Source organism: Saccharothrix isguenensis, assembly GCF_052936305.1.
Window position 1 is genome coordinate 7,751,228 of the sequence record NZ_CP193626.1, and the last position, 24,584, is coordinate 7,775,811.

Below are 24,584 nucleotides of genomic sequence, written 5' to 3' on the forward strand. Positions count from 1 at the left end.
GGCGTTCGACGCTGGCAAGATCACCTTCGAGTGGTCTCCAACGGGGGAGTTTTCGGGCCTCCTTGACCCGTGGGGCGCGGGAACCGGGGAGGATCGACGCGCGTCGCATCCGCAGCGGCTAGCGGCACGGAGGGTGGGAAATCGTGTTCGGTGTGCGACCAGAGACGTTGCGCGTGGCGTCGAAGCAGTTCCACGACGGCGCGGACGCGGCCGGGGACGGTGCTGAGCTGATCTCGATGCTCAGGCTCGACGCCGACGCGCTGGGGCAGGTGCCGGCGGCGGCGGAGTTCGTCGACGCGCTGGCCAAGTGGTCCGGTGAGCAGTCGGACGACCTGCGCCGCGGCAGCGCCTGGTACCGCGACGCCGGGGACGGCCTCAACGAGAACGCCGACGCCTACCAGCGCGCGGACGACGAGTCGACCACCTCGTTCCGCGGCATCGACGGGGGCATGGCGTGAGCTACACCGACCCCGAGGTCCTGTACGGGCAGCTGGCCGCCGGCGACGCGGGCCGTGTCGCGGCTGCCGCCGACCCCATCACCGGTGCGATGAGCGCCGTGAGCCGCGCGGGCGAGTCGGTGGCCGGCGGCGGCACGACCGCGACGTCCCACTGGCAGGGCGACACGTCCACCGCGTTCGCCGCCCGCGCCGAGCTGTCGGTCAAGTCCGCGACCGTGGTCGGTGAACGGCTGGGGGCGGGCGCGGACATCGTCCAGGCCGCTTCGCGTGCGTACGCGCAGATGCGCGGCAGCGCGGACCAGCTGATCGACTTCTGGCGCGGCCGGTCGCCCGCGTTGGACGAGGCGCAGACCCGTGACCTGGCCAACCGCGTCAACCAGCAGCTGAACACCGTCAAGACGAGCTACGAAGGTGTGCTGCGGTCGTACGCGAGCGCGCTCACCAGGGTCCGCCCGGGGTTCGAGGAGACCGCGGGCAAGGACGCCGGTTGGAGCACCGCCGTCACCGCCACCCGCACCAACGCCACCGTGCCCGCGCCGGGGACCGACCCGAGGCAGGTCGCCGCGTGGTGGAAGTCGCTGACCCCGGAGCAGCAGGCCGAGCTGCTGCGCACCAACTTCCAGGAACTGGGCCAGTTGCGCGGCCTCCCGTCCGACGTCCTGGACCAGGCCAACCGGGCACGGATCGCGGACGACGCCCAGCGCTTCGGCGAGCAGCGCGACCAGCTCGACGCGCAGATGGCCGAGCGGGCGCGGGAGTTGGGGCTCGACCCGAACGACTCCGACGACGTGACGCGGCTCATGAACGACTCGCAGTACGCGTCGCTCAGCGAGCAGCGGCAGGAAGCCGCCACGAAGGCCGAGAACGCGGAGCGGGTACAGGAGAGCATCGACCGCGCCGAACAGCTCGCCAGGGACAACGGTTGGCTCAACGCACAGGGGCAGCCGGATGTCCGGATCATGGCGTGGGACCCGTACGGTCCGCGCGGCGACGGTGCGACCGCCATCGCCTACGGCAACCCCGACACGGCCACGAACCTCGCGATCAGCGTGCCGGGCACCGGTTCCACGCTCGACGGCTTCTCCGTGGACCAGGCGGCGAACCTGCGTGCCGCCATGGGCGGGGAGGGCAACGCCACCATCCAGTGGCTCGGCTACGACGCGCCCGGCTGGGCGATCGGCGAGGTCGACAACCCGGCGCAGGCCCGCGAGGGCGGCGCGAACCTCGTCGCCGACGTCGACGGCTACCGCGCCGCCGCCGAGGCGGCGGGCAACGACCCGCACGTCACCGTGATCGGCCACTCCTACGGCTCCACGACGGTGGGTTACGCGGGCATGAACGGCTTGGCGGCGGACGACATCGCGTTCGTCGGCTCCCCCGGTGTGGGTGCGTCGAACGTCGACCAGCTGTCGGCCGGCCCCGGTCACGTCTACGTCGGCGCCACCGAGCACGACCCGGTCGTCCAGGGCACGAGTTCCAGTTGGTTCACCGAGGACGGCTCGTCGGTCGGCCCGTACGACAGCCGGTTCGGCGCCACGACCTTCGGCACCACGGACGGGTCCTCGCTCCTGGCCGCGCACACCGAGTACTACGCGCCCGGTTCGGAGTCGGTGCAGAACCTGGCCCGGATCGCGACCGGTGACGGCGCCTCGGTGACCCGGCAGGAGTGGGACGAGAACCCGCTCGGTCCGTCGCTGCCCGGTTCGCACCTGCCGGGGGTCGGTCCGGTGCTGGACGTCGTCAGCGGCACGGCGGTGGGCGCGGCGGACATGGTGGTCGACGCCGGAACCGGCCTCTACAACGCCGGCCGGGACGCGCTGAACGGCAACTGGTCCGACGCGGGCACCGGGCTGCTCAACACGGGTACGGAAATCCTCAACGACGCCGGTGACGTGGTGGTCGGCGCTGTCGGTGACGTGGGCGAGTTCGGCCGTGACGTCGTGGAGGGCGTCGGCAGCGCTTGGGACAGCACGGTCGGGTCCTGGTTCTAGCGGCTCAGAACTCCTGGCAAGGACCCATTTCCCGCCCCGGCTCCGCATCGTCGGACTTGCTGTCGTCGCGGGCGTCCACAGTGCAGACCAAAGCATCGCCGATGGCGTTGTCGGGAGGGGACGTCGGCGAGCCTCGCCCGCCGGTCGTGATCGGCGCGAGTCCGGTCAGCGGAGCCGGCACGGACCGACGTCGGTCTGGACGCCCTTCTGGTCGAACCCGCTGTTGTCGGACTGCCGCACCGAGCACGTCACGAGGTCGCCGGCCTTGATCCCGTCCGGCAACCGGTCGAGATCGACGGCCTTCTTGGTGATCTGCTCGACCGAGCCCGGCTGGTCCTGGTCGATCTCGAGGTTCGCGTACGCGGGTTTCGTCTCACCCATCGACTCGTACGCCGGGTTGATCTTGACGACCTCGAAGTCGACGTCCCCGGACCACTCCCTCCCGCCGCAACCGACGAGCAGAGCCCCGACCGCGAGGACGGCGACACACGCCTTGAGCGCCTTCACACGATCGAGCTTAGCTAGAAGCGGAGGACGGGGAGGAGGGTTGAGAGATCGGCCCGGCTGCCGGACGCGGTGACCCGGGCGGTGGTCAGGGCTGTCGGCCAGTCGAGGCGCCCGACTGCCAGTTCGAGCCAGGTGCGCGGGTCGGTTTCGATCACGTTGGGCGGCGTTCCGCGGGTGTGGCGGGGACCGGCCACGCACTGCACGGCGGCGAACGGCGGGACCCTCACCTCCACGCTGCGGCCCGGAGCGATCTGTTCCAACGTCCGCAGGGTCAGGCGCACCGCCGCGGCCAGGACCGGGCGGGACGGCTGGTCCGACTCGCCGGCCAACCAGGGCAGCACGGCCTCGACGGCGGTGCGCATCTCGTGCGGGTCAACGGGTGTGGCCGGCATCCGCTCAGGTTAACGTCGAAGTCCAGTCCATAGTGGACAGGGCGGGTCAGGACCTCGCCGCGCGCACGGCCTCGCCGAGCAGTTCCTCCAGCTGGTGCACCAGCCGGCGGGAATCGGTCGGGGTGAACGTGCTCCACGGCTCCGACCCGTTCGAAGCCCGCCGTTGCTGCAGGTAGCGACCGTCCTCCGTGTCGAAGAACGCCACCACGCGATCCGGCCGGCACCGCTTGCCGTACTTGTCCCGGGCCGCCGCGCCGAAGTTCCCCGTGTGCACGAGCCCGGTGAACATCTTCACCAGCGTGACGGCGTCCTCCTGCCGCACCCCGTGCTCCCGCAACGAGTTCTCCAGGCTCTTGGGCGAACCGTCGGACTTCTTGACCGCCGCTTCCAGGTCGGCGCTGGGCATGGTCACCGAGTGCCCGGTCCCCGCCGGGTGTGCGGGCAGCGCGCCCAGCACCGCCGAAGGCAGCCCGCTGCCCGCCGCCCGCCGGAACGTCAACCGGTTGTCCGTCAACGTGGCCACCGCGCCGAAGTCGCCGTTCGCCACGGCCAGCACCCGCACGCTCTTGCCGATCCACACGCGACCGTCGACCTCGCGCTCGGGCCGGGAGAACAGCCGCAGCAGGTAGTCCAACTCGGGGTGCAGACCGGTCGGCCCGCCGAGCCCTCGCGCGCCGATGTTCGCCCACACCCGCCGTTCCAGCTCGGCCCGCTCGCGGTGGGTCTTGCCCGGTGACGGCACCTTGATGACCAGCGGCATCTGCCCCAGGTCCAGGCGTTCCCAGAGCACGTCGAACTCCTCGGCGGCGAGCTCGATCGGCTCCCGCTCGGCGGGCCCCCCGAAGTACGTCACCCGATATCCCCGTCCCCTGAACACCGGACGACGGGCCCGCGCCGGGATCGACGCGGGCCCGTGCACCGGACGATCACTGCTGCGGCGCTTCGCCGATCACCGGTGGCGCGACGAGCCGGTCGTCGCCGAACACGTCGTTCGTCTCGACCAGGTAGTCGGCCACCTTGTGCTCGATGTCGTCGTCGCCGTCGCCGCTACGGGCGCCAGCCGCGCCACCGGCCATGCCAGCGCCACCCGCGCCGCCCGCACCGGGACGACCTGCGGCGCCGGGGCCACCCGCGCCGGGACCGAACCCGCCTGCGCCCGACACTCCACCGCGACCGGCCAGGCCGGCCGGGTTGCTCGCGCCGGGCACGGCGCCGGGCAGCGCGCCGGGACCACCGGGGGTACCAGGCATACCGGGCACTCCCGGCATACCGCCGCGCATTCCGGGACCACCGGGACCACCGGGACCACCGGGGCCACCGGGCATGCCCGGCACGCCGGGACCACGACCGGTCGGCACACCGGGGCCGGGACGCGGACCCTGGCCGGGCCCGTTCGGCACCCTCGGCGGAACCTGCGGGCCGCTGCCCGGGGGCTTCGGCTGGTTCCACACCGGCGGCGGGAACGGAGCCAGGGGCGGCTTGGGCGTGGGGACGGGCTGGTTCACCGGCGGGGCGATCGGCGGCGGGGGCGTCGTCGGCGTGCTGGTCGTCGGGGGTGCCCACGAGGTGTGCGTGGTGCCACCCGTGCTGCCCGTGCCGACCTGGTGGACCGGGGTGACGGGCGCGCCGGACGGCGGGGGCGACCACGACGTGTGCGTGGTGCCGCTCCTGTCGCTCGGCGGCGTCCACGCCGGCGTGCTGTTGTAGTTCGCGCTCGTGCTGTTGTACTCACCCGCGCCGGCCGGCGGCGGGGTGTCGATCACGACCTTCGGCGGCGGGACGAACTTGCCCAGCGTGTCGGAGTTCCACTCGCTGCTGGACTGGTAGTTGTTCATCACCTCGACGGCCTTGGCCTCGGCGTTGTCCTGCGCCGCTTCCTGCCGCTCGTGGTCCTGCTGCTGCTGGATCACGTGCATCATGCCGACCGGACCGGTCAACCCGCCGATGATCTTGTCGCCAAGGGACGGCGCCTCGGTGGTCACCACCACCGGCTCGGGCATCTCCTTGCGGGCGTTCGCGATGTAGTCCGCCTGCAACTGGGCGGACGTCTCCATCGTGGACGAACTCCGCTGGGCGTCCTCCGCCCACGCGGCGAGGGGCGACACGGACTTCTGCGTCGAGTCGGCGGTGTCACCCTCCCAGCTCGCGCCGAGCTTGCCCAGCCCTTCCTGGATCGACGTGTCGATCTCGCTCAGGGCCTCGGACAACCCCTTCCAGGAGTCCTCCAGCGGTCGGGACGCGGCAACGCCCGGTCCCTCGTTGATCATGCGGTGCAGATCGGGGTGGGCATACCCGCGCCAGCGGTGGTCACCCATCGTGCTCGCCCCCCTCGGGTGCGTAGGTCAGCAGGTCAGCCGTTGTGGACGCGTCCCCAGGACGCGGTGTTGTCGCCTTCGACGCGGCGGTAGTCGGCCTCGATCGCGGTGAGCTGGTCGACCACGCCCCGGAGCTGGTCGCGGTACGCGAGCAGAGCGGCCAGGGCGGCCGAGTCACCCGCGTCGAAGGTGTCCTGGTTGAACCGCTCGGCGGTTTCCGAGCTCACCGGGTCGCCGGCCCACGGCCGCGCCTTGAGCTGGTCCATCGCCGGCATCAGCTTGCGCTCCAACCGGTCCAGCGCGTCCGAGAACACCTTGCGAGCGGCAGGGATCGCCGAGGGCTCGACGTTCAGCTTCCGCTGCGCCCCGCTGTAATCCGGCAGCGTCGACGTCGATCCCCCACCACCACCATCCGCGATGAACACGGCACACCCCTCCTCAGTGCTGCACAAACCCCAGCGTGTGCATTTGGGACGACTTTAGCTCCGATGTCCGGAGCAGGTCATCGGTTCCCTCGACAAAGGGGTAGTTCTACTCGCCCACGTTCGCCACGACGGCCGCGGCGACCGGCTGGACGATCTGGCACAGGGTCGGCAGGTCCGTTTCGCCGACGCTCATGGCGTCCACGTCGACCACCTGGCCGTCCGAGACGTCCACGGCGATCGAGCAGCTGAGCCCGAGAGCGGTGGTCGACTCGACCAGCAGCGCGGGAAAGCCGCCGACCTCCAGCTTGGTCACCTTGCCGCCGGCCTCGGCGTAGTCGCCGATGCCCGCCGTGGTGTCGGCCGTGATGCCGACGAAGTGCGTGCGGTCCTCGCGGCTGATCGTGCAGCCCTTCTTGCCCGGCACCTCCTCGTCCAGCTGCGGCGGGCGGTCGAGGCCGAACTCGGCGCGCTGCGGCTCCGTCAGCAGGGTGCACGGGTCGACGTCGGCGATGTCGACCGCCTTCGGCCGCTTCGACGGCTCCTTCGACGCCGATTCCTCCGACGTCGGCTCGGCCGAACCGGGCGTCGACCTCCCGGTGGGCGCGGACCCCGGGTCGCCGGGGGTCGCGGACCCGTCGGTGGCCTGCGAACAGCCCCCGAGCAGGGCCAGAGCGGCGATGAGCGGCACGACACGGCGCATGGGGCTCAACGTATCGGATCGGCGTCACCCGCAAGGCGCAATGTTGACGATCCCGGTCTTGACCCGCGCCACCGGCCGTTCGTGCTGCCCGCGAGGCGTCCGGGACCGTAACCTCGTCGGGTGGGAGACACCGGACCGGGACGGATCGAGGACTACGCGCTGCTGTCGGATCTGCGGACAGCGGCCTTGGTGGGATTGGACGGGTCGATCGACTGGCTGTGCATGCCGCGGTTCGACTCGCCGTCCTGCTTCTCGCGATTGTTGGGCACCGAGGACGACGGGCACTGGCGGATCGCGCCGACGGGTGAGGTGGTGTCGGCGCGGCGGTCCTACCGGGACGGCAGCCTGGTGCTGGAGACGGAGTTCGAAACGGTCGACGGCGTGGTGCGGCTGATCGACACCATGCCGCCCGAGCAGGAGCACTGGGACGCCGACACGCGCGTGGTGCGGGTGCTGGAGGGCGTGTCCGGGCAGGTCGAGATGTCGATGCGGTGGGTGCTGCGGTTCGCCTACGCCGACTCCGTGCCGTGGGTGCGGCGCGGTGAGCAGGACGGGCAGGAGTGCATCGTCGCCCTCGCCGGACCGTCCGCGGTGGCGCTGTACGGCGACCGGCTGCCGTTCCGGGTGCAGGGGCAGCGGGCGCACGAGGCGGTGTTCACCATCTCGTCCGGCCAGCGGCTGTCGTGGGTGATGGAGTTCGCCTACTCGCCCGACGAGCCGCCCGCGCCGGTGGACGCGCTGGCCGAGGTGGCGCGGTCCGAGGCGTTCTGGCTGGCCTGGTCGTCGAAGATCGGGTACGACGGGCCGCACGCGGACGTCGTGCAGCGGTCGCTGATCACGTTGAAGGGCCTGACGTACGCCCCTACGGGCGGGATCGTGGCCGCGCCGACGACGTCGCTGCCGGAGACGTTCGGCGGTGAGCGCAACTGGGACTACCGGTACTGCTGGCTGCGCGACGCGACGTTCACCTTGCTGGCGTTGGACAACTTCGGCTGCACGGACGAGGCGGCGGCGTGGCGGAAGTGGCTGCTGCGGGCCGTGGCGGGCGACCCGGCGGACCTCCAGATCATGTACGGGATCGGCGGCGAGCGGCACCTGGTGGAGTGGGAGGTCGACTGGCTGCCGGGGTACCGGGGCGCGCGGCCGGTGCGGGTCGGGAACGCGGCCTACCGGCAGTTGCAGCTGGACGTGTACGGCGAGGTGATGGACGCGCTGCACCTGGCGCGCGAGCGCGGGCTGGGTGAGACGCCGGACTCGTGGGCCATGCAGCGCGGCATGATGCGGCACCTGGAGAAGGTGTGGGAGCAGCCCGACAAGGGGTTGTGGGAGGTGCGCGGGCCGGACCGGCACTTCACCCACTCCAGGGTGATGGTGTGGGTGGCGTTCGACCGGGCGGTGCGGGCGGTGGAGGAGTTCGGCCTGCCGGGCCCGGTCGAGCGGTGGCGCGAGCTGCGGGACGCCGTGCACGCCGAGGTGCTGGCGAAGGGCTGGAACGCCTCGCTCGGCGCGTTCACCCAGTACTACGGCGGCACGGCGCTGGACGCGGCCACGTTGCTCATCCCGGCGGTGGGTTTCCTGCCCGGTGACGACCCCAGGGTGCTCGGCACGCTCGACGCGATCGCCGGGGTGCTCAAGCGGGGCGACCTGGTCGACCGGTACGAGACGGACATCGGCGAGTCCGAAGTGGACGGGCTGGCCGGCGTGGAGGGCAGCTTCCTCGCGTGCTCGTTCTGGTACGTCGACGCGCTCGTGATGGCCGGGCGGCGACCGGAGGCGCTGGCGATGTTCGACCGACTCGTGGACCTGTGCAACGACGTGGGCTTGCTGGCCGAGGAGTACGACTCGGAGACCGGGCGGATGTGCGGCAACTTCCCGCAGGCGTTCAGCCACCTGGCGCTGGTGAACAGCGCGGCCGTGCTGTTCGGCGGCCACACCCGGGACGAGCGGCACCGGGGCGGGTCGGCGTGAGGGCGGCGGAGGTCGTCCCGGGCAAGCCGGAGGCGTCCCGGGTGGTGGACCGCGACGATCCGGAGCCCTCGGACGAGCTGCTGGTCGAGGGCCTGCTGGTCGGCATGTGCGGCACCGACGTGGAGATCATCCGTGACGGTTTCGGCCGGCTGCCGCCGGGCCGGGACTCCATCGTGCCGTTCCACGAGTCGCTCGGCCGGGTGATCAGCAGCCCGTCACCGGACTTCGCGCCCGGTGACCTGGTGGCCGGGGTGGTGCGCCGGCCGGACCCGGAGCCGTGCCCGGCGTGCGCCGTGGACGCGTGGGACTTCTGCCGCAACGGCAGGTACACCGAGCGCGGCATCAAGGAGATCGACGGCTACGGCATGCAGCGCTGGACCGTGCCGCCCAAGTTCGCGGTCAAGCTCGACCGGACGCTCGGTGACGCCGGTGTGCTGACGGAACCCGCGTCCGTGGTGGCCAAGGCGTGGGCGCAGGCGTCGGCCGTGGCCGCGCGGTCCCACCTGCCGGTGCGCTCGGTGCTGATCACCGGCGCCGGACCGATCGGCCTGCTGGCGGCGTTGCTGGGCGTGCAGCGAGGGCTGGAGGTGCACGTGGTGGACCGGGTCACCGAGGGCCGCAAGCCCGACCTCGTCACCACGTTGGGCGCGACGTACTACCCGGACCTGGCCCGGGTGACGGCCGACGTGGACGTGGCCATCGAGTGCACCGGGGTGGCGCAGCTGATCTGGGAGTGCGCGCGGCGGGCGTCCGTCACCGTGCTGGCGGGCATCTCCGGCGAGCACGAGCCCGTGCCGCTGGACCCGCGCGTGTTCGACGGGATGGTGCTGGGCAACAAGACGGTCGTCGGCTCCGTCAACGCGGGCCTGCCCGACTACGCGGCGGCGGCCGAGGCGCTGTCCGACGCCAGCCGGCCGTGGCTGAACGGCCTGATCACCCGGCGCGTGCCGCTGGACCGGTTCACCGACGCGTTGGAGAAGGAGAAGGACGACGTGAAGGTGGTCGTGGACTTGGCCTAGCTGTACTCGACGGCCCGATCATCTCCGAGGATCCGCCGGGCCGATCCGCCGAACTGCGGGATGCACCCCATCGGCCGAGAACCGCGCGCGGCGCTCAGCGGCGGAGGAGTTCGTCGATCGACTCGGGCTTCATGGGCTTGGCGAAGAACCAGCCCTGGCCGGTGTCGCAGCCGATCCGGTGCAGGCGCTTGGCCTGCGCCGGCGTCTCCACGCCCTCCGCGGTGACGCCGAGCTGCAACGCGTGGGCCAGCTGGACCAGCGTGGACACGATCTGGACGTCCACCGCGTCCTCTTCGTCCGCCGCGCGCAGCCCTTCCATGAACGAGCCCGCGATCTTCAGCTCGTGCACCGGCAGGTGCTTCAGGTACGCCAGGTTCGAGTAGCCGGTGCCGAAGTCGTCGATCGCGATCCGGACACCCATGTCCGACAACGCCCGCAACGCCTCCAGCGGCTCGTCGGCGGTGCCCATGATCGCGCTCTCGGTCAGTTCGAGCTGGAGCTGGTGCGGCGGCAACGCGCACTCGTCCAGGATCCGCTTCACGTCCCGCACCAGCTCCGGGTCGCGGGACTGGCGGACGGCAAGGTTGACGCTGACGAACGGCGCCGACTCGCCGAACTCGGCCCGCCACCGCCGCGCCTGCTCGCACGCCCGCCGCAGCACCCACCGTCCCAGGGGGACGATCAGCCCGGTCTCCTCGGCCAGCTCGATGAACCGGTCCGGCGCCAGCCGCCCGAACTCCGGGTGCTGCCACCGCACAAGCGCTTCGACGCCCACCACGGTGCTGTCCTCCAGCCGCACCAACGGCTGGTAGTCGACGTAGAACTCGTCCCGCTCCAACGCCGCCGGCATGGTCGCCGACAACGTGAACCGGGCGACCTCCTTGGCGTTGCGCTCCGGGTTGTACAGAGCCCAGCGCGACTTGCCGTCCGCCTTCGCCCAGTACAGCGTGATGTCCGCGTCACGCATCAGGTCCGCGGCGGTGGTGCCGGACAGCGCGCGCTCCACGATGCCGATCGACGCCGACACGGTCAGCTCGTGCCCGCCGATCCGGATCGGCGACTCCAGCTCCCGCAGCACCCGGTCGGCGACGTCGACGATGTCCCGGGTGTCCTTCGACCCCTCCACCAGGATCACGAACTCGTCGCCGCCCATCCGCGCGACCAGCTTGCCCTCGCCGGAGACCGAGTGGTCCAGCCGCCGGCCGACCTCGACCAGCAGCTGGTCGCCGATGTCGTGGCCGAGGCTGTCGTTGATCACCTTGAACCCGTCCAGGTCCAGGTAGCAGAGTCCGGCGCGGTGGCGCGCCTTGTTGTTGAACACCCGCCCGAGCCGTTCCAGGAACAGCGCCCGGTTCGGCAGGCCGGTCAGCGGGTCGTGCAACGCCTGGTAGCGCAGCCGGTTCTGCAGCAGGTGGCGGTCGGTGACGTCCTCGATCATCGCCACCTGGTACTGCGGGTCGCCGTGGTCGTCGCGCACCAGAGACAGCGTCAGGTGCGTCCACACCTGCTCGCCGTCGGCCCGGCGGAACCGCTTCTCCGCCCGGTAGTGGTCGCACTCGCCCGCGGTGAGCTGGTCGTACAGCCGCCAGACGCTGCCGCCGTCCTCCGGGTGCATCAGGTCGCGGATGTTGTACTGCCGCATCTCCTCGACGCTGAACCCGAGCATGTCCTGCAACGCCTGGTTCACGTCCAGGATGCGGCCCTCGATGTCGGCGATGCCGATCCCGATCGCAGCCTCGGTGAACATCGCCCGGAACCGCGCCTCGGACGCGCGCAGGGCGGCTTCGGCCTGGTCACGGGCGTCCAGCACGGCCGCGCGGATCGCCTCCTGCTCGGCCAGCGTCCGCTCCCGCAGCGCACGCGCGTACCCGGCGGCCAACGCGCCCTGCAGCGCCGCGAGCCGTGACCGCATCAGCTCGTCCGGCTGGATGCCCAGCTCGGCCAGCAGGTCGTCGCCGAGCAGCTGCACGGTCCGGCCCAGCGTGTCCGTGCCGGTGAAGTGCGCCTCGACCAGCCGTGCGCCGATCTCGTACCCGGGCGCGGTGCGGAAGGGCGTGGCGTGCAGCGCGTGCACCAGGACCTCGGTCAGCGCCTGGAGGTGGTCCGCGACCTCGGCCCTGGTCATCGGGACGTAGCTGCTGCCGATCACCGCGGTGGCCCAGGTGCGGGCGAAGGCCTCCGCCCCGGCCAGTACGGCGGGGTCGAGGTTCGATCGGCCCGGTGCTGCCACCCGATGGTCAACCTGTTCCGTCATGTCCGCCGGCCTACCGCCACAACCGAGAGGATACGGCCGGTCGCCGACCGGGGTCGACCGCGGCGTGCCCGTCCCGGCCGGACATCAGGGCTTCCGCCCGACTCCGCCGAAGCCGAGGAAGTGCGCGGCGCCCTCGTCCACGTCGTCCGGGGACTCCGGGCGCCACAGCGGCAGCCGCGCCACACCCGGCTCGACCAGCTCGAACCCGTCGAACAGGTCCTCGACCTCGCGCTTCTTGCGGTACCGCATCTCGCTGACGCCGCGGTTGTACGTCGTCTTCGCGTCGTCCCAGGCGGGGTTCCACTCGCCTTCCTCGTACCCGGCGTGCGACATGGCCAGGTAGCTGCCGGAGGGCAGGGCGTCGCGGTAGTCGGCCACCATGCCGTTCGGGTCCTCCGAGTCCTGGACGAAGTGCAGCAGCGCGACCATCAGCACGCCGATGGGCTGGTCGAAGTCCAGCCGGTCCCGCACCTCGGGCGACTCCAGCACCTGCCGGGCGTGCCGCACGTCGGTCTGCAGCACGCCGACCAGGTCGTTCCCGGCCAGGATGGCCCGGCTGTGCGCGACCGCGACCGCGTCCATGTCCACGTACACCACGCGGGCACGCGGGTCCGCCGCCTGGGCGATCTCGTGCACGTTGCCGACCGTGGGGATGCCGGAGCCCAGGTCGAGGAACTGCCGGACGCCCTGCGACAGCATGTACCGCACCGCCCGCCGCAGGAACGCGCGGTGGTTGAGGATGACGCTCTTGAGCACCGGCACGTCCGCCAGCACCTTGTCGCCCACGGCCCGGTCGACGGCGAAGTTGTGCGCGCCGCCCAGCCAGTAGTCGTAGACCCGCGCGATGCTCGGGCGGCTCAGGTCGATGTCGCCTGGTGCCCAGTTCGGCCGCTCCACGCTGTCCACCCGTTCTCTCCTCGACCACTCGCGTTCCACCGTTGCGGTGACACGCACATCATGGGCCAATCCGGTGAGTTATCACACCGTCCCGTCACCGCGAGTTCCGAATCAGCCGCCCGGGAGGTGATCACCGGTAAGAATGACCTCCTTGTGGGGTACCTGTGGATCGCGGGCGCGGTCGTCGTGGTGGTCGCGGTCGTGCTGCTGGTCGTGCGGCACGTCCGCGAGGACAGCTTCCTGGTGCCGACGCTGACCGGGGCCATCGGGGCGTTCATGCTGGTCGCGGGCTGGTCGTTCGTCGCCGACCCCGGCGCGCCGAAGAGCGGAGCGTTCAAGACCGGCGGGCTCGCCGGTGGCGCCCTGGTGGCGCTGTACGCGCTGTGGCTCCGGTCGCGGGTAGCGGACGAACGATTCGCCCGATCGGTTGAACTCCTCGGTCATGAAGCGGAGCAGGTCGTGCACGGCGGCGCGTGGTCCACCGACGCGACGAGTGACGGCCGGCTGTACCTGCACCACGTGGTCTTCCACGGCAAGGCGTGGTCCAGCCGGTTCACGTGCCACGACACCGCCGACTACACCGGCACGAGGTTCCTCGGCCCGGACAAGGTCGCCGGGGTGGAGTTCACCGGACCGGTGAGCTCCACGGGCTGCGAGTTCGCCCAGCCGATCGACTTCGGGAACGCCCGGTTCGCCGCCCGCGTCAAGATCGACCTGGCGGAGCGCGCGGTGGCGCGGACGCACGCCATGTACGTGTCGCCGGGGCACGAGAACGTCCTGCCCGACGGGTGGGTGGTGGAACGCCGCGAGGGCGGCCTCGGACTGGTCGGGAGCTGACGTGCGCGGACGCTGGTTGTTGGTGGCGAGCGTGCTCGCCGCGATCCTGGTCACCATCGCGACGACCGCCGTGCTGATCACGGTCGACCCGAAGCAGCCCAAGGCGGAGGCGGTCAAGACCGGCGGGCTGGCCGGTGGCGCGATCGTCGCGCTGTACGCGCTGTGGCTCAACGACCGGCGGCGGCGCACCGAGGAGGCGCGGCACGAGTTGGAGGGGCAACGGCTCGGGCTGGAGGGCGAGAAGGTCGCCGACGAGCGGTTCGCCCGTGCGGTCGAGCTGCTGGGCCACGACGCCGACCAGGTCAGGGTGGGTGCGATGCACGTGCTGGCCGGGCTCGCCCGCACCACGCCGAGGTACAAGCAGACGGTGCTGAGCGTGCTGTGCGCCTACCTGCGGCGGCCGTTCGACCACCCGTCGTTCGGGCAGAAGCCCGAGGACCCGGACCAGGCCTATCCCGGCGGGACGAAGGGCGTCGTCAAGCCCGAGGAAGACCAGGAGATGACCGTCCGGATGACCGCGCAACGGCTCATCACGGACCTGCTGCCGTGGGGCAGCGACCCGGACGAGACCCAGTACCACCTGGACCTGACCGCGGCGAGCCTCTCGTACTTGCGGTTGGAGGGCCGCCGGTTCGGCCGGCTCGTCGCCCGGCGGGCCCAGTTCTACGGGATCACGGCGTTCCGCGAGGTCGCGCTCAGCAAGCCCGCGCTGTTCTCCGGCGCCACGTTCCACGGCCGGGCGGACTTCCGGGACGGCAGGTTCGACGGCGGCATCTCGTTCCAGGACACCGCGTTCGAGTCGACGCTCGACGTCAGGGGCACGAAGGTGGGCAACTTCCTGCACGTCACGCCGGAGCCGCCGCGGGAGCAGGTCGGCGACCTCGAAGTGCTGGCGGGCACCGCGTTCCGCAACGACCCGGAGGGCTGGCGGCTAACCGGCGACGGGCAGGCCCCGGCCCGCCTCGACGACCATGTCCAGCAGGACTGACGCGGCGGCGCTCACCGTGGGCGCGGTGACCACGGCGGTCTCGGCCGTCGGGGCGTCGACCAGGTCCACGAACACCGCGCGGGTCTGCTTCCCGGCGAACGACCGGGGCACCAGCGCGACGCCGAGGCCGAAGCCGACGAAGTCCAGCAACGAGTGCACGTCGTTGACCTCGACCGCGAGCTTGCGGTCCACCCCGGCGGTCGCGAGCGCGCGGTCCACGTCGTCGCGGGTGCCCCAGTCGGGGTTGAAGTCCACGAACGGCTGACCGGCCAGCTCGGCGAGCCGCACCGACTCGCGCCCGGCCAGCGGCAGCTCCGGCGCGCACGCCAGCACCAGCGGCTCGCTGGACAGGGTGGTGACCTTCAGGTCGTCCCCCGCGCGGCCGGACGTGACGAACGCGAGGTCGAGCCGCCCGGCGCGGACGAGGTCGACCAGCTCGCCCGAACCGGCCTGGCGCAGCGAGAGCTCGACGCCGGGGTGCAGCTCGTGGAACCTGGCCAGCACGGCGGGCAGGTGTACGGCGTGCAGGCACTGGATGCTGCCGACGGACAGCGTGCCGCGCAGCAGCCCCTGCACGGCGGCGACGGCGTCACGGGCCGCGTCGATCGTGCCCAGCGCGCGCCGTGCCTCGACCAGCAGTGCCCGTCCGGCCTGGGTCAGCTCCACCTGCCGGGTGCTGCGCACGAACAGCGGCGCGCCCAGCTCGACCTCCAGTGCCCGGATCGACGCGGAGAGCCCCGACTGGGCGACGTGCATCCGCCTGGCCGCCCGGGTGAAGTGGCACTCCTCGGCCACGGCCACGAAGTACTCAAGCTGTCGGAGCTCCACGATTCATCACCCGTACTGCTGAATGGCATCAGGTCCTTCTGTTGGACAGCTTAATGCGTACGGCCCAAGCTGGTGGTGCCGCGGCCCCCGCAGCGGCCACCCACCAAGCGGCCGTCCACCACAGGAGGTAACTCAGCATGCTGACTCGTCGAATCGGCGGAGTCGCGGTCAGCGCCATCGGCCTGGGCGCGATGCCGATGTCGCTCGAAGGCCGTCCGGACCGCGCCCGCTCGATCGAGACGATCCGCACCGCGCTCGACAAGGGCGTGACCCTGATCGACACGGCCGACGCGTACTCGGCCGACGACCGCGACTTCGGGCACAACGAAGAGCTGATCGCCGAAGCGCTGAAGGGCGTGGACGGCGTCATGGTCGCCACCAAGGGCGGCCACACCCGCACGTCCGGCGGCGGCTGGGAGGTGAACGGGCGCCCGGAGCACCTGAAGGCGGCGTGCGACGCGTCGTTGCGCCGGCTGGGCGTGGACGCGATCGACCTCTACCAGTTCCACCGGCCGGACCCGGCCGTGCCGATCGCCGAGTCGGTCGGCGCGCTGGCCGAGCTGCTGGACGCGGGCAAGATCAAGCTCGCGGGCGTGTCGAACTTCGACCCGGCGCAGATCCGGCAGGCGAACGAGGTCCTCGGCGGCCGGCTGGCGAGCGTGCAGAACCAGTTCTCCCCCGCGTTCCGGTCCAGCGAGCCGGAGCTGGAGCTGTGCGCCGAGCTGGACATCGCGTTCCTCCCGTGGAGCCCGCTGGGCGGCATCAGCGCGGCCGGCGAGCTGGGTGCGCGGTTCACCGCGTTCGCCGAGGTCGGTCGGGCGCACGGGGTCAGTCCGCAGCAGGTGTGCCTGGCGTGGATGCTCGCCAAGGCGCCGCAGGTCGTGCCGATCCCCGGCTCTTCCCGGCCGGCGAGCATCGCCGACTCGGCCGACGCGGTGCACCTCGAGCTGTCCGCGGAGGAGCTGAAGCGTCTGGACGGGTGACCAGCGGATGCGGAACGGGGCGAATGGTCCGACGATCTAGACCGGACGTACCAGCACCGCCGACCGAATGGGGGCGTCAATGGCGACGCACACCCTTCCGCGCACCTGGATCGCTCGACCAGGTGCGTTCACGATCACGATGGCGATCACACGGGCATCCGTCGCCGAAGCGCTGCCCGGGGGTTCCGCGGACCACTGCGCGGGCCCGCAGATCGCGAAGCACGGGGGCCGGGGCCGCGATTCACGGTTCCGGCCCCGTGCCGGGGACTCCGTGCCCGATAGGGGCGTCAGCCGCCATCAGGGTGACGTCGACCGGGTGAAGGCGTGGCCGGACGGCGCGTTACGCCGACGCGCCAGGGCGCAGGGTGGCGCTGGGCTGATCGTGGTTGCTCCGTTTTCGTGAGCAATTCACGTAGTGCTTGGCGGATTGGTTAGAAGTGCAGCACACTGCCGATCGAGTCAACACCCTGCACTGGCTCAAGGAGTAACCGATGAAGAAGTTCGCACGCTCCGCCACCATCCTCCTGACCAGCATCGGTCTCGCACTGCCCGGCTTGGCCGGCACCGCCTGGTCCGCGCCCGTCGCCGAGGACCACGCCATGGGTTCGCAGATCGCCAAGCACGAAGGACGCGGCGACCAGCGGATCGTCATCAACACCGACCCGAGCGCACAGGCCGTCGTGTACGGCATCGACGTCAGCGGGCACCAGGGGAACGTCGACTGGGCCTACTACTGGAACCAGGGCAAGCGGTTCGCCTACGTCAAGGCCACCGAGAGCACCACGTTCCGCAACCCGTACTTCGCCCAGCAGTACAACGGTTCCTACAACGTCGGCATGATCCGCGGCGCCTACCACTTCGCGCTGCCGGACCGGTCCGCCGGCGCGACCCAGGCCGACTTCTTCGTCAACAACGGCGGCGGCTGGTCCCGTGACGGGAAGACCCTGCCCGGCGCGCTGGACATGGAGTACAACCCGTACGGCTCCACCTGCTACGGGCTGACCAAGGCGGGCATGACGTCGTGGATCCGGTCGTTCAGCGACCGCTACCACGCCCGGACCAGCCGCTACCCCGTCATCTACACGTCCACCAGCTGGTGGAACCAGTGCGTGAGCGGCGACTTCAGCTCCACCAACCCGCTGTGGATCGCGCGCTACTCGTCCACCGTCGGCACGCTGCCGTACGCGTGGCAGATCTACACGTTCTGGCAGTACTCGTCGTCGCCGATCGACCAGAACCAGTTCAACGGCGCCTACGACCGCCTCCAGGCGCTGGCCAACGGCTGATCACCGGTGGTCGGCCGGGGATTCCCCGCACCCCCGGCCGACCGCTCCGGTCGTCAGTCGAACAGAGCGGGGAGGGTGCCCTCCCAGGCCTCGCGCAGCTCGGGAAGCGGCAGCGAACCCAGCTCCTGGATCTCCAGCGCGTCGGACTCCGGGTCCACCACGCCGACCTTGCGCCACGGCAGGCCGCGCGCGGTGCACATGTCGGTGAACCGCAGCTCTTCCGTGCGCGGCACGGCGACCAGCACGCGGGCCGTCGACTCGCTGAACAGCTCGGTGAACAGGTCGCCCTCCAGGAAGACCCGGGCGCCGACCTCGCCGATCAGGCACGTCTCCACCAGCGCCTGCGCCAAGCCGCCGTCGGACAGGTCGTGCGCGGCGGACAGCATGCCGTCGCGCGAACCCGCCACCAGCACCTCGCCCAGCAGCTTCTCCCGCCGCAGGTCCACCTTCGGCGGCAGACCGCCGAGGTGACCGTGCACGACGTGCGCCCACTCCGAGCCGCCGAACTCCGCGCGCGTCTCGCCGAGCAGCAGCAGCGTCTCGCCGGCCTCCGCGCCGACCCCGGTCGGGGTGCGGCGGCGGACGTCGTCGATCACGCCCAGGACGCCCACGACCGGCGTCGGCAGGATCGCCGTGGCACCGGTCTGGTTGTAGAAGCTGACGTTGCCGCCGGTCACCGGGATGCCCAGCTCGACGCACCCGTCCGCGAGGCCCTTCACGGCCTGCTCGAACTGCCACATCACCGCCGGGTCCTCGGGCGAGCCGAAGTTCAGGCAGTTGGTGACGGCCACCGGCGTGGCGCCCGTGGTCGACACGTTCCGGTACGCCTCGGCCAGCGCCAGCTGCGCGCCCGCGTACGGGTCGAGCTTGGTGTAGCGGCCGTTGCAGTCCGTGGACAGCGCCACGCCCCGGTTGGTCGATTCGTCGATCCGGATCATGCCCGAGTCGGACGGCTGCGCCAGCACCGTGCCGCCGCGCACGTACCGGTCGTACTGCTGGGTGACCCAGCGCTTCGACGCCAGGTTCGGCGACGCGGCCATCGTCTTGACCAGGTCGAGCAGCTCGCCCCGCGACGGCTTCGGCAGGCTGTCCGGCGTGTCCGCCTGGAGCGCGTCCTGGTCGGCCGGGCGCTCGATCGGCCGGTCGTACACCGGGCCCTCGTGCGCGACGGTGCGCGGCGGCACGTCCAGCACGACCTCGTCGTGCCAGGTGATGACCAGCCGGTCGCCCTCGGTGACCTCGCCGATCTCGGTGGCGATGACGTCCCACTTCGCGCAGACCGCCATGAACGCGTCCATGTCCTCGGGCCGCACGACCGCGCACATGCGCTCCTGCGACTCGCTGGACAGGATCTCCGCCGGCGTCATGCCCGTGGCGCGCAACGGCACCCGGTCCAGGTAGACGTGCATGCCGCCGTCACCGGCGCTGGCCAGCTCCGACGTCGCGCACGCCAGGCCCGCGCCGCCCAGGTCCTGGATGCCGACCACGATGCGCTCGGCGAACAGCTCCAGGCAGCACTCGATCAGGACCTTCTCGGTGAACGGGTCGCCGACCTGCACGCTGGGCAGCTTCTTGCGCTTGCCCGCGGTGTCGTCGAACGTCTCGCTCGCCAGCACGGAGACGCCGCCGATGCCGTCGAGGCCGGTGCGCGCGCCGAACAGGACGACCTTGTTGCCGGTGCCCGAGGCGTGCGCCAGGTGCAGGTCCTCGACCCGCATGGCGCCCACGCACAGGGCGTTGACCAGCGGGTTGCCCGCGTACGTCGCGTCGAACACGACCTCGCCGCCGATGTTCGGCAGGCCGAGGCAGTTGCCGTAGCCGCCGACGCCGGCCACGATGCCCGGCAGCACGCGGCGGGTGTCCGGCGCGTCGGCCGGGCCGAACCGCAGCGGGTCCATCACGGCCAGCGGGCGGGCGCCCATCGCCAGGATGTCGCGCACGATGCCGCCCACGCCCGTCGCCGCGCCCTGGTACGGCTCGACGTAGGACGGGTGGTTGTGGCTCTCGGCCTTGAACGTGATCGCCCAGCCGTCGCCGATGTCGACCACGCCCGCGTTCTCGCCGATGCCCGCGAGCATCTTCTCGCGCATCTCGTCGGTCGTGGTGTCGCTGAAGTACTTGAGGTGCACCTTGGACGACTTGTAGGAGCAGTGCTCGCTCCACATCACCGAGTACATGGCCAGCTCGGCGTCCGTGGGGCGGCGGCCCAGGATGTCCTTGATGCGGGCGTACTCGTCGTCCTTCAGGCCCAGCTCCTTGTAGGGCTGCTCCTGGTCGGGCGTGCTCTCCGCGTTCTTGACGGTGTCGAGGGTCATGCCGTCACCACCGAGTCGACCAGGGACAGGAACATGCCGAGCCCGTCGTCGGTGGGGCCGGTGAGCGCGTCGATCGCGTGCTCGGGGTGCGGCATCAGGCCGACCACCCGGCCGTTCGCGCTGGTGATGCCCGCGATGTCGTTGCGCGAGCCGTTCGGGTTCTCGCCGACGTAGCGGAACACCACCCGGCCCTCGCCCTCCAGCTCGTCCAGGGTGGACCGGTCGGCCTGGTAGCCGCCCTCACCGGACTTGAGCGGGACGAGGATCTCGGCGCCCCGGTCGTAGCGGGACGTCCACGCGGTGCCGTTGTTCTCGACCTTCAGCCACTGGTCGCGGCACATGAAGTGCAGCTTGTGGTTGCGGATGAGCGCGCCGGGCAGCAGGTGCGCCTCGCACAGGATCTGGAAGCCGTTGCAGATGCCGAGGACCGGCATCCCCTTCTTCGCCGCGTCGACCACTTCCTGCATGACCGGGGCGAACCGGGCGATCGCGCCGCAGCGCAGGTAGTCGCCGTAGGAGAACCCACCGGGCACGATGACCGCGTCGACGTTCTTCAGGTCGTGGTCGGCGTGCCAGAGCCTGACCGCCTCCCCGCCCGCGTACTCGACCGCACGGGCCGCGTCGACGTCGTCCAGCGTGCCGGGGAACGTGATGACCCCGATCCTCATGCCTCTACCCGCCTCACGACCCAGTCCTCGATCACCGGGTTGGCGAGGAAGGTCTCGGCGATCTTGGCGAGTGTGGCGTCGTCGACGTCGTCGGCGACCTCCAACTCGAAGTGCTTGCCCTGGCGGACACTGGTGATTCCGTCGAACCCGAGACGAGGCAGCGCGTTGGCCACCGCCTGTCCTTGCGGGTCGAGGATTTCGGGCTTCGGCATGACGTCGACGACGACTCGGGCCACGACAGGCTGCTCCAAGCTAGGAGGGCTGGCGGTACTGGCAGAGCCTACCTGACCTGGGTGTTCATCATCTTCACAGGTGGTGGGCAGCACACGTTCACCTCCAATCACCCGATCATGGAAGTGAGCACGGCACGCGTCCGGACGGTCGGCGGCCGTGTTCGCGCCATCTCCGGGCCGGCATTCGGGCGTTCGCTGTCGGCGGACGCGGTAGCGGGCGGGACGGGGGCGACGCAGGGTGGGGATCATGCGCATCCTGGTGCTCGGTGGCACGGTCTTCCTCAGCAAGGCGACCGCTGTCGAGGCGGTGCGGCGCGGGCACGAGGTGGTCTGCGCGGCGCGCGGGGAATCGGGGCGGGTGCCCGTGGGCGCGACGCACGTCGCCGTCGACCGGGACGCCGGGCTCGGCCCGCTGGTGGGCTCGCACTTCGACGCGGTCGTGGACGTGGCCAAGATGTCGGTGACCTGGGTCCGCGACGCGCTGAGATCGGTCACCGCCGACCACTGGACGTTCATCTCCAGCTGCTCGGTCTACGCCGACCACTCCACCCCCGGCAGCACGGCCACCCTCGCCCCGCTGGAGGACGACGCCGACGCGCCGATGTCCCCCGACCGCTACGGCGCGATCAAAGTGGCCGGCGAGAACGCCGTCCGCGACGCGCTCGACGACCGCGCCTTCATCGTCCGCGCCGGCCTCATCACCGGCCCCGGCGACCCGAGCGACCGGTTCGGCTACTGGCCCAACCGGCTCGCGCGGGGCGGCCGGGTCGCCGTTCCCGACGCGCCCGACCAGCCGGCCCAGCACGTCGACGCGCGCGACCTCGCCGCCTGGGTCGTGGACGCCGCCGAGCGCCGGGTCACCGGCACCTACGACGCAGTCGGCCCGGCCAACCCGTTGTCCCTGGTCCTCGGCGAGATCGCGGGCGCGGTGGCGCCGCAGGGCACCGAGCTGGTCCGCATCCCGGAGCCCGTCCTCCAGCAGCACGGCGTCGTGCCGTGGGTCGGGCCGCGCTCGCTGCCGCTGTGGCTGCCGCCGACCCACCGCGCGATGATGTTCCGCGACGCGGTTCCGGCACTGGCCGCCGGCCTCCGGGTCCGCCCCACCGCCGACACGGCGCTGGACGCGCTGGAGCACGAACGGGCACTCGGCTCCGACCGCACCCGCCGCGCCGGGCTGGCGCCGGACGTGGAGGACGCGCTCCTGGCGGCCGTGGGCTGAGCGCCCGCCCGCCGCGCCGGGTGGAGCGGAACGAAGAGGAGGTCCACCGCCATGCTGATCATCCACTTCGGACACTCCTGTCTCCTGGTCGACACCGGCGCGGCCCGGCTGCTGTTCGACCCCGGCACGTTCTCGACGGGCTTCGAGCAGGTCGAAGGGCTGGACGCGATCCTGGTCACGCACGACCACCACGACCACGTCGACACCGAGAAGCTGCCCGGCCTGCGTGCGGCCAACCCCCGCGCACGGCTGGTCGCCCCGTTCGACCTGGAAGGCGCGGAGATCGTCAGGCCCGGTGACGCCCTCGACTTCAACGGCACGGCCGTGACCGTCGTCGACGCGCCGCACGAGGTCGTCCACCCGGAGGTCGAGCTGCCGCTGAACGTCGGCTACCTGGTCGACCACGGCGCGTTCTACCACCCCGGCGACTCGCTGACCGTGCCCGACCAGCGCATCGACGTCCTCGGTCTGCCCACCGCCGCGCCGTGGATGAAGGTCTCCGACGCGGCGGACTTCCTGGCCGAGGTCGCCCCGCGCAAGGCGGTGCCGATCCACGAGGCGATCCTGGCGAAGACCGAGGTCTTCTACCGCGTCCTCACCACCACCGCACCGGAAGGCGTGGACGTGGTCGTGCTGCCCCGGGGTGAGGCGGTCGAGCTGTAGGTCGTCGGGGACGCGCCGTGGTGCAGCGCCAGGTCGACGGCCTCCAGCAGCACCTCGCGCTGCCCGATGTGGTCGAGCGACGCGGCGTCCACCCCGATCCGCACGAGCCCGCCACGCCGGGCCGCCCGGCCCACGCCGAGCAGGTAGCTCCAGTGCTCGCTGACCATCCGCACCCGTCCGGGCTGGTCCGCGCCGGTGCGCAGGTCCCGCACGCCCGCCATGTCGGCGCACACCGTGAACCGGTGCCGGCGCAACGCGGCCACCGTGCCGGGTGACGCCAGCCAACCGGGCGGTGCGAACAGGTTCGTGGCCAGCCCCAGCCGTTCCAACGCGGCCCGCGCGGCGACCAGGCGCAGGCCCGCTTCGTGGGCGGGCAGCGCGGCGAACTCGGCCCGCCGGCGCAACGACACCGCGCGCCGGGTCGGGTCCGGCTGGTGGTCGAAACCGTGCAGGACCAGCACGTCACCCGCCGCCACGCGGGTGCGCACCCACGTCAGCGCATCACCGGGCACGGCCTTGCGCGGCGCGAGGAGCAGCGACAACGGCACCCGCCGCCGGTCCAGTTCGTCGGCCAGGTCGGCGCACCGGGCGAGCGTGCTCGGCCCGATGCCGGACAGCGAAACCACGAGGTCGGCGACCATGCCGACCAGTGCGCCGCACCGGCGTGTCGCCCGCTCTAAAACCAGGTGGCCGGCCGATGCGGAACCGGCGAACTTATGCCGGGCCGGACCCTTCCGGGCTGGGCCACTCCGCGAACGAACGGCCGGTGATCCGCTCGTACGCCTCGACGTACCGGGACCTGGTGGCGGCGACCACGTCGTCCGGCAGCGGTGGCGGCGGGGTGTCGGACGCGCGGTCCCAGCCGGAGTCGTCCGAGGTGAGCCAGTCGCGCACGTACTGCTTGTCGAACGACGGCTGGACGCGCCCCGGCTCGTACGCGTCCGCGGGCCAGTACCGCGACGAGTCCGGCGTCAGCACCTCGTCGCCGAGCACCAGCGCCCCGGACCGGTCCAGCCCGAACTCGAACTTCGTGTCGGCCAGGACCACGCCGCGCGACCGGGCGTACTCCCGCCCCGCGCCGTAGACCTCCAGCGTGACGTCGCGCAGGCGGGCGGCCAGGGAAGCCCCCACGGCCGCCTCGACGTGCGCGTACGACACGTTCTCGTCGTGCGAGCCCAGCTCGGCCTTGGTCGCCGGGGTGAAGATCGGCGGGGTCAGCTCGGACGCCTCGACCAGCCCCGCCGGCAGGTCGATGCCGCACACCGACCCGGTCTGCCGGTACTCGGCCATCCCCGACCCGGTCAGGTAGCCGCGCGCCACGCACTCCACCTGGACCATCTCCAGCCGCCGGACCAGCAGCGCCCGGCCGCGCACCTCGGCGGGGATGCGCGGGTCGTCCCACGCGACCAGGTGGTTGGGCACCAGGTCCGCGAACTTCTCGAACCAGAACACGCTCATCGCGGTGAGCACCCGACCCTTGTCGGGGATCTCCGTGGTCAGCACGTGGTCGAAGGCGGAGATCCGGTCGGACGCCACGAACAGCAGCAGCTCGTCGTCCACCTCGTGGATCTGACGGACCTTGCCTGCGGCGACCTGCCGGTAGTCAGCGAGCTTGGGCACGGTCCGAAGGGTACTTGT

General features: G+C 71.6%; 24 protein-coding genes. 10 read left to right on the top strand and 14 right to left on the bottom strand.

The features are described from left to right. Positions 1-152 precede the first annotated feature (152 nt). Both ACRAKI_RS35105 and ACRAKI_RS35110 read left to right on the top strand, forming a co-directional pair. Complete coding sequence (locus ACRAKI_RS35105) at positions 153-458, top strand: hypothetical protein (RefSeq protein ID WP_447004751.1); 306 nt, start codon at positions 153-155, stop codon at positions 456-458. After that, positions 455-2,449: an alpha/beta hydrolase gene (locus tag ACRAKI_RS35110; protein WP_447004752.1), complete on the top strand. Its 1,995-nt coding sequence runs from the start codon at positions 455-457 to the stop codon at positions 2,447-2,449. The genes ACRAKI_RS35105 and ACRAKI_RS35110 overlap by 4 nt, the downstream gene beginning before the upstream one ends. Before the next feature lie 165 nt (positions 2,450-2,614). Here ACRAKI_RS35110 and ACRAKI_RS35115 read toward each other — a convergent pair whose 3' ends face one another. The 6 genes from ACRAKI_RS35115 to ACRAKI_RS35140 all read right to left on the bottom strand — a co-directional run bounded on the left by ACRAKI_RS35115 (position 2,615) and on the right by ACRAKI_RS35140 (position 6,788). After that, positions 2,615-2,956, bottom strand: a complete 342-nt coding sequence (locus tag ACRAKI_RS35115) for a hypothetical protein (protein WP_447004753.1) — start codon at positions 2,954-2,956, stop codon at positions 2,615-2,617. A 14-nt stretch (positions 2,957-2,970) separates the two neighbouring features. Continuing rightward, positions 2,971-3,348 (bottom strand): sterol carrier family protein, encoded by a 378-nt coding sequence (locus ACRAKI_RS35120; RefSeq protein WP_447004754.1) that lies wholly within the window; start codon positions 3,346-3,348, stop codon positions 2,971-2,973. A 46-nt stretch (positions 3,349-3,394) separates the two neighbouring features. Then, positions 3,395-4,201 carry an ESX secretion-associated protein EspG gene (locus tag ACRAKI_RS35125; RefSeq protein WP_447004755.1) on the bottom strand — a complete coding sequence of 269 codons (807 nt, stop codon included), beginning with the start codon at positions 4,199-4,201 and terminating at the stop codon, positions 3,395-3,397. Between the two features lie 73 nt (positions 4,202-4,274). Next, the gene (locus tag ACRAKI_RS35130; protein ID WP_447004756.1) at positions 4,275-5,663 is read right to left on the bottom strand and encodes a PPE domain-containing protein; all 1,389 of its coding nucleotides are present in this window, start codon (positions 5,661-5,663) and stop codon (positions 4,275-4,277) included. A gap of 35 nt (positions 5,664-5,698) precedes the next feature. After that, positions 5,699-6,088 (bottom strand): transcriptional regulator, encoded by a 390-nt coding sequence (locus tag ACRAKI_RS35135; RefSeq protein ID WP_447004757.1) that lies wholly within the window; start codon positions 6,086-6,088, stop codon positions 5,699-5,701. A 106-nt stretch (positions 6,089-6,194) separates the two neighbouring features. Further along, positions 6,195-6,788: a DUF3558 domain-containing protein gene (locus ACRAKI_RS35140; RefSeq protein ID WP_447004758.1), complete on the bottom strand. Its 594-nt coding sequence runs from the start codon at positions 6,786-6,788 to the stop codon at positions 6,195-6,197. A 120-nt stretch (positions 6,789-6,908) separates the two neighbouring features. Between ACRAKI_RS35140 and ACRAKI_RS35145 the strand changes: the two genes are divergently transcribed. Continuing rightward, positions 6,909-8,756 (top strand): glycoside hydrolase family 15 protein, encoded by a 1,848-nt coding sequence (locus ACRAKI_RS35145; RefSeq protein WP_447004759.1) that lies wholly within the window; start codon positions 6,909-6,911, stop codon positions 8,754-8,756. Beyond that, the gene (locus ACRAKI_RS35150; RefSeq protein WP_447004760.1) at positions 8,753-9,775 is read left to right on the top strand and encodes an alcohol dehydrogenase catalytic domain-containing protein; all 1,023 of its coding nucleotides are present in this window, start codon (positions 8,753-8,755) and stop codon (positions 9,773-9,775) included. Before ACRAKI_RS35145 ends, ACRAKI_RS35150 begins: the two co-directional genes overlap by 4 nt. Positions 9,776-9,869: 94 nt before the next feature. Here ACRAKI_RS35150 and ACRAKI_RS35155 read toward each other — a convergent pair whose 3' ends face one another. Together ACRAKI_RS35155 and ACRAKI_RS35160 are read right to left on the bottom strand one after the other, a co-directional pair. Then, a complete protein-coding gene (locus tag ACRAKI_RS35155) occupies positions 9,870-12,029 on the bottom strand; it encodes a putative bifunctional diguanylate cyclase/phosphodiesterase (RefSeq protein WP_447004761.1) in 2,160 nt (719 codons plus the stop codon). An 84-nt stretch (positions 12,030-12,113) separates the two neighbouring features. Next, a complete protein-coding gene (locus ACRAKI_RS35160) occupies positions 12,114-12,935 on the bottom strand; it encodes an SAM-dependent methyltransferase (protein ID WP_447004762.1) in 822 nt (273 codons plus the stop codon). Positions 12,936-13,079: 144 nt separating this feature from the next. Here ACRAKI_RS35160 and ACRAKI_RS35165 point away from each other — a divergent pair, with 144 nt between their 5' ends. Next, positions 13,080-13,763, top strand: a complete 684-nt coding sequence (locus ACRAKI_RS35165) for a hypothetical protein (protein ID WP_447004763.1) — start codon at positions 13,080-13,082, stop codon at positions 13,761-13,763. Between the two features lies 1 nt (position 13,764). Then, a complete protein-coding gene (locus ACRAKI_RS35170) occupies positions 13,765-14,751 on the top strand; it encodes a pentapeptide repeat-containing protein (RefSeq protein ID WP_447004764.1) in 987 nt (328 codons plus the stop codon). Here the strand turns inward: ACRAKI_RS35170 and ACRAKI_RS35175 are convergent. Further along, complete coding sequence (locus ACRAKI_RS35175; RefSeq protein WP_447004765.1) at positions 14,695-15,579, bottom strand: LysR family transcriptional regulator; 885 nt, start codon at positions 15,577-15,579, stop codon at positions 14,695-14,697. The genes ACRAKI_RS35170 and ACRAKI_RS35175 overlap by 57 nt on opposite strands. A 137-nt stretch (positions 15,580-15,716) precedes the next feature. Between ACRAKI_RS35175 and ACRAKI_RS35180 the strand changes: the two genes are divergently transcribed. Together ACRAKI_RS35180 and ACRAKI_RS35185 are read left to right on the top strand one after the other, a co-directional pair. After that, positions 15,717-16,562 (top strand): aldo/keto reductase, encoded by an 846-nt coding sequence (locus ACRAKI_RS35180; RefSeq protein ID WP_447004766.1) that lies wholly within the window; start codon positions 15,717-15,719, stop codon positions 16,560-16,562. Positions 16,563-17,053: 491 nt separating this feature from the next. Next, positions 17,054-17,848, top strand: coding sequence for a lysozyme (locus tag ACRAKI_RS35185; protein ID WP_447004767.1), 795 nt, complete (start codon positions 17,054-17,056; stop codon positions 17,846-17,848). 53 nt (positions 17,849-17,901) lie between these two features. On the opposite strand, the gene purL is transcribed toward ACRAKI_RS35185, so the two are convergent. The 3 genes from purL to purS are packed head-to-tail and all read right to left on the bottom strand — an operon-like array spanning position 17,902 to position 21,067. Next, positions 17,902-20,163 carry a phosphoribosylformylglycinamidine synthase subunit PurL gene (gene purL / locus ACRAKI_RS35190; RefSeq protein WP_447004768.1) on the bottom strand — a complete coding sequence of 754 codons (2,262 nt, stop codon included), beginning with the start codon at positions 20,161-20,163 and terminating at the stop codon, positions 17,902-17,904. After that, positions 20,160-20,831, bottom strand: a complete 672-nt coding sequence (gene purQ, locus ACRAKI_RS35195; protein WP_447004769.1) for a phosphoribosylformylglycinamidine synthase subunit PurQ — start codon at positions 20,829-20,831, stop codon at positions 20,160-20,162. Before purQ ends, purL begins: the two co-directional genes overlap by 4 nt. Further along, complete coding sequence (purS, locus tag ACRAKI_RS35200; RefSeq protein WP_033428368.1) at positions 20,828-21,067, bottom strand: phosphoribosylformylglycinamidine synthase subunit PurS; 240 nt, start codon at positions 21,065-21,067, stop codon at positions 20,828-20,830. The genes purQ and purS overlap by 4 nt, the downstream gene beginning before the upstream one ends. Positions 21,068-21,311: 244 nt before the next feature. Between purS and ACRAKI_RS35205 the strand changes: the two genes are divergently transcribed. Beyond that, a complete protein-coding gene (locus ACRAKI_RS35205; RefSeq protein ID WP_447004770.1) occupies positions 21,312-22,283 on the top strand; it encodes an NAD-dependent epimerase/dehydratase family protein in 972 nt (323 codons plus the stop codon). Positions 22,284-22,334: 51 nt separating this feature from the next. Next, entirely contained in the window at positions 22,335-22,946 is a 612-nt protein-coding gene (locus ACRAKI_RS35210; protein WP_447004771.1) for an MBL fold metallo-hydrolase, read from the top strand. On the opposite strand, the gene ACRAKI_RS35215 is transcribed toward ACRAKI_RS35210, so the two are convergent. After that, positions 22,868-23,587 carry a DUF2334 domain-containing protein gene (locus tag ACRAKI_RS35215; RefSeq protein WP_447004772.1) on the bottom strand — a complete coding sequence of 240 codons (720 nt, stop codon included), beginning with the start codon at positions 23,585-23,587 and terminating at the stop codon, positions 22,868-22,870. The genes ACRAKI_RS35210 and ACRAKI_RS35215 overlap by 79 nt on opposite strands. 73 nt (positions 23,588-23,660) lie before the next feature. Continuing rightward, positions 23,661-24,566: a phosphoribosylaminoimidazolesuccinocarboxamide synthase gene (locus tag ACRAKI_RS35220; protein ID WP_447004773.1), complete on the bottom strand. Its 906-nt coding sequence runs from the start codon at positions 24,564-24,566 to the stop codon at positions 23,661-23,663. Between the last annotated feature and the right edge of the window lie 18 nt (positions 24,567-24,584).

Excerpts from the sequence above, each read along its gene's own strand:
- ACRAKI_RS35120 (WP_447004754.1), bottom strand. The coding sequence starts at position 3,348 with ATGCCGGCCACACCCGTTGACCCGCACGAGATGCGCACCGCCGTCGAG.
- ACRAKI_RS35130 (WP_447004756.1), bottom strand. The coding sequence starts at position 5,663 with ATGGGTGACCACCGCTGGCGCGGGTATGCCCACCCCGATCTGCACCGC.
- ACRAKI_RS35140 (WP_447004758.1), bottom strand. The coding sequence starts at position 6,788 with ATGCGCCGTGTCGTGCCGCTCATCGCCGCTCTGGCCCTGCTCGGGGGC.
- ACRAKI_RS35155 (WP_447004761.1), bottom strand. The coding sequence starts at position 12,029 with ATGACGGAACAGGTTGACCATCGGGTGGCAGCACCGGGCCGATCGAAC.
- ACRAKI_RS35180 (WP_447004766.1), top strand. The coding sequence starts at position 15,717 with ATGCTGACTCGTCGAATCGGCGGAGTCGCGGTCAGCGCCATCGGCCTG.
- ACRAKI_RS35185 (WP_447004767.1), top strand. The coding sequence starts at position 17,054 with ATGAAGAAGTTCGCACGCTCCGCCACCATCCTCCTGACCAGCATCGGT.
- purL (WP_447004768.1), bottom strand. The coding sequence starts at position 20,163 with ATGACCCTCGACACCGTCAAGAACGCGGAGAGCACGCCCGACCAGGAG.
- purQ (WP_447004769.1), bottom strand. The coding sequence starts at position 20,831 with ATGAGGATCGGGGTCATCACGTTCCCCGGCACGCTGGACGACGTCGAC.
- ACRAKI_RS35205 (WP_447004770.1), top strand. The coding sequence starts at position 21,312 with ATGCGCATCCTGGTGCTCGGTGGCACGGTCTTCCTCAGCAAGGCGACC.
- ACRAKI_RS35210 (WP_447004771.1), top strand. The coding sequence starts at position 22,335 with ATGCTGATCATCCACTTCGGACACTCCTGTCTCCTGGTCGACACCGGC.
- ACRAKI_RS35215 (WP_447004772.1), bottom strand. The coding sequence starts at position 23,587 with ATGGTCGCCGACCTCGTGGTTTCGCTGTCCGGCATCGGGCCGAGCACG.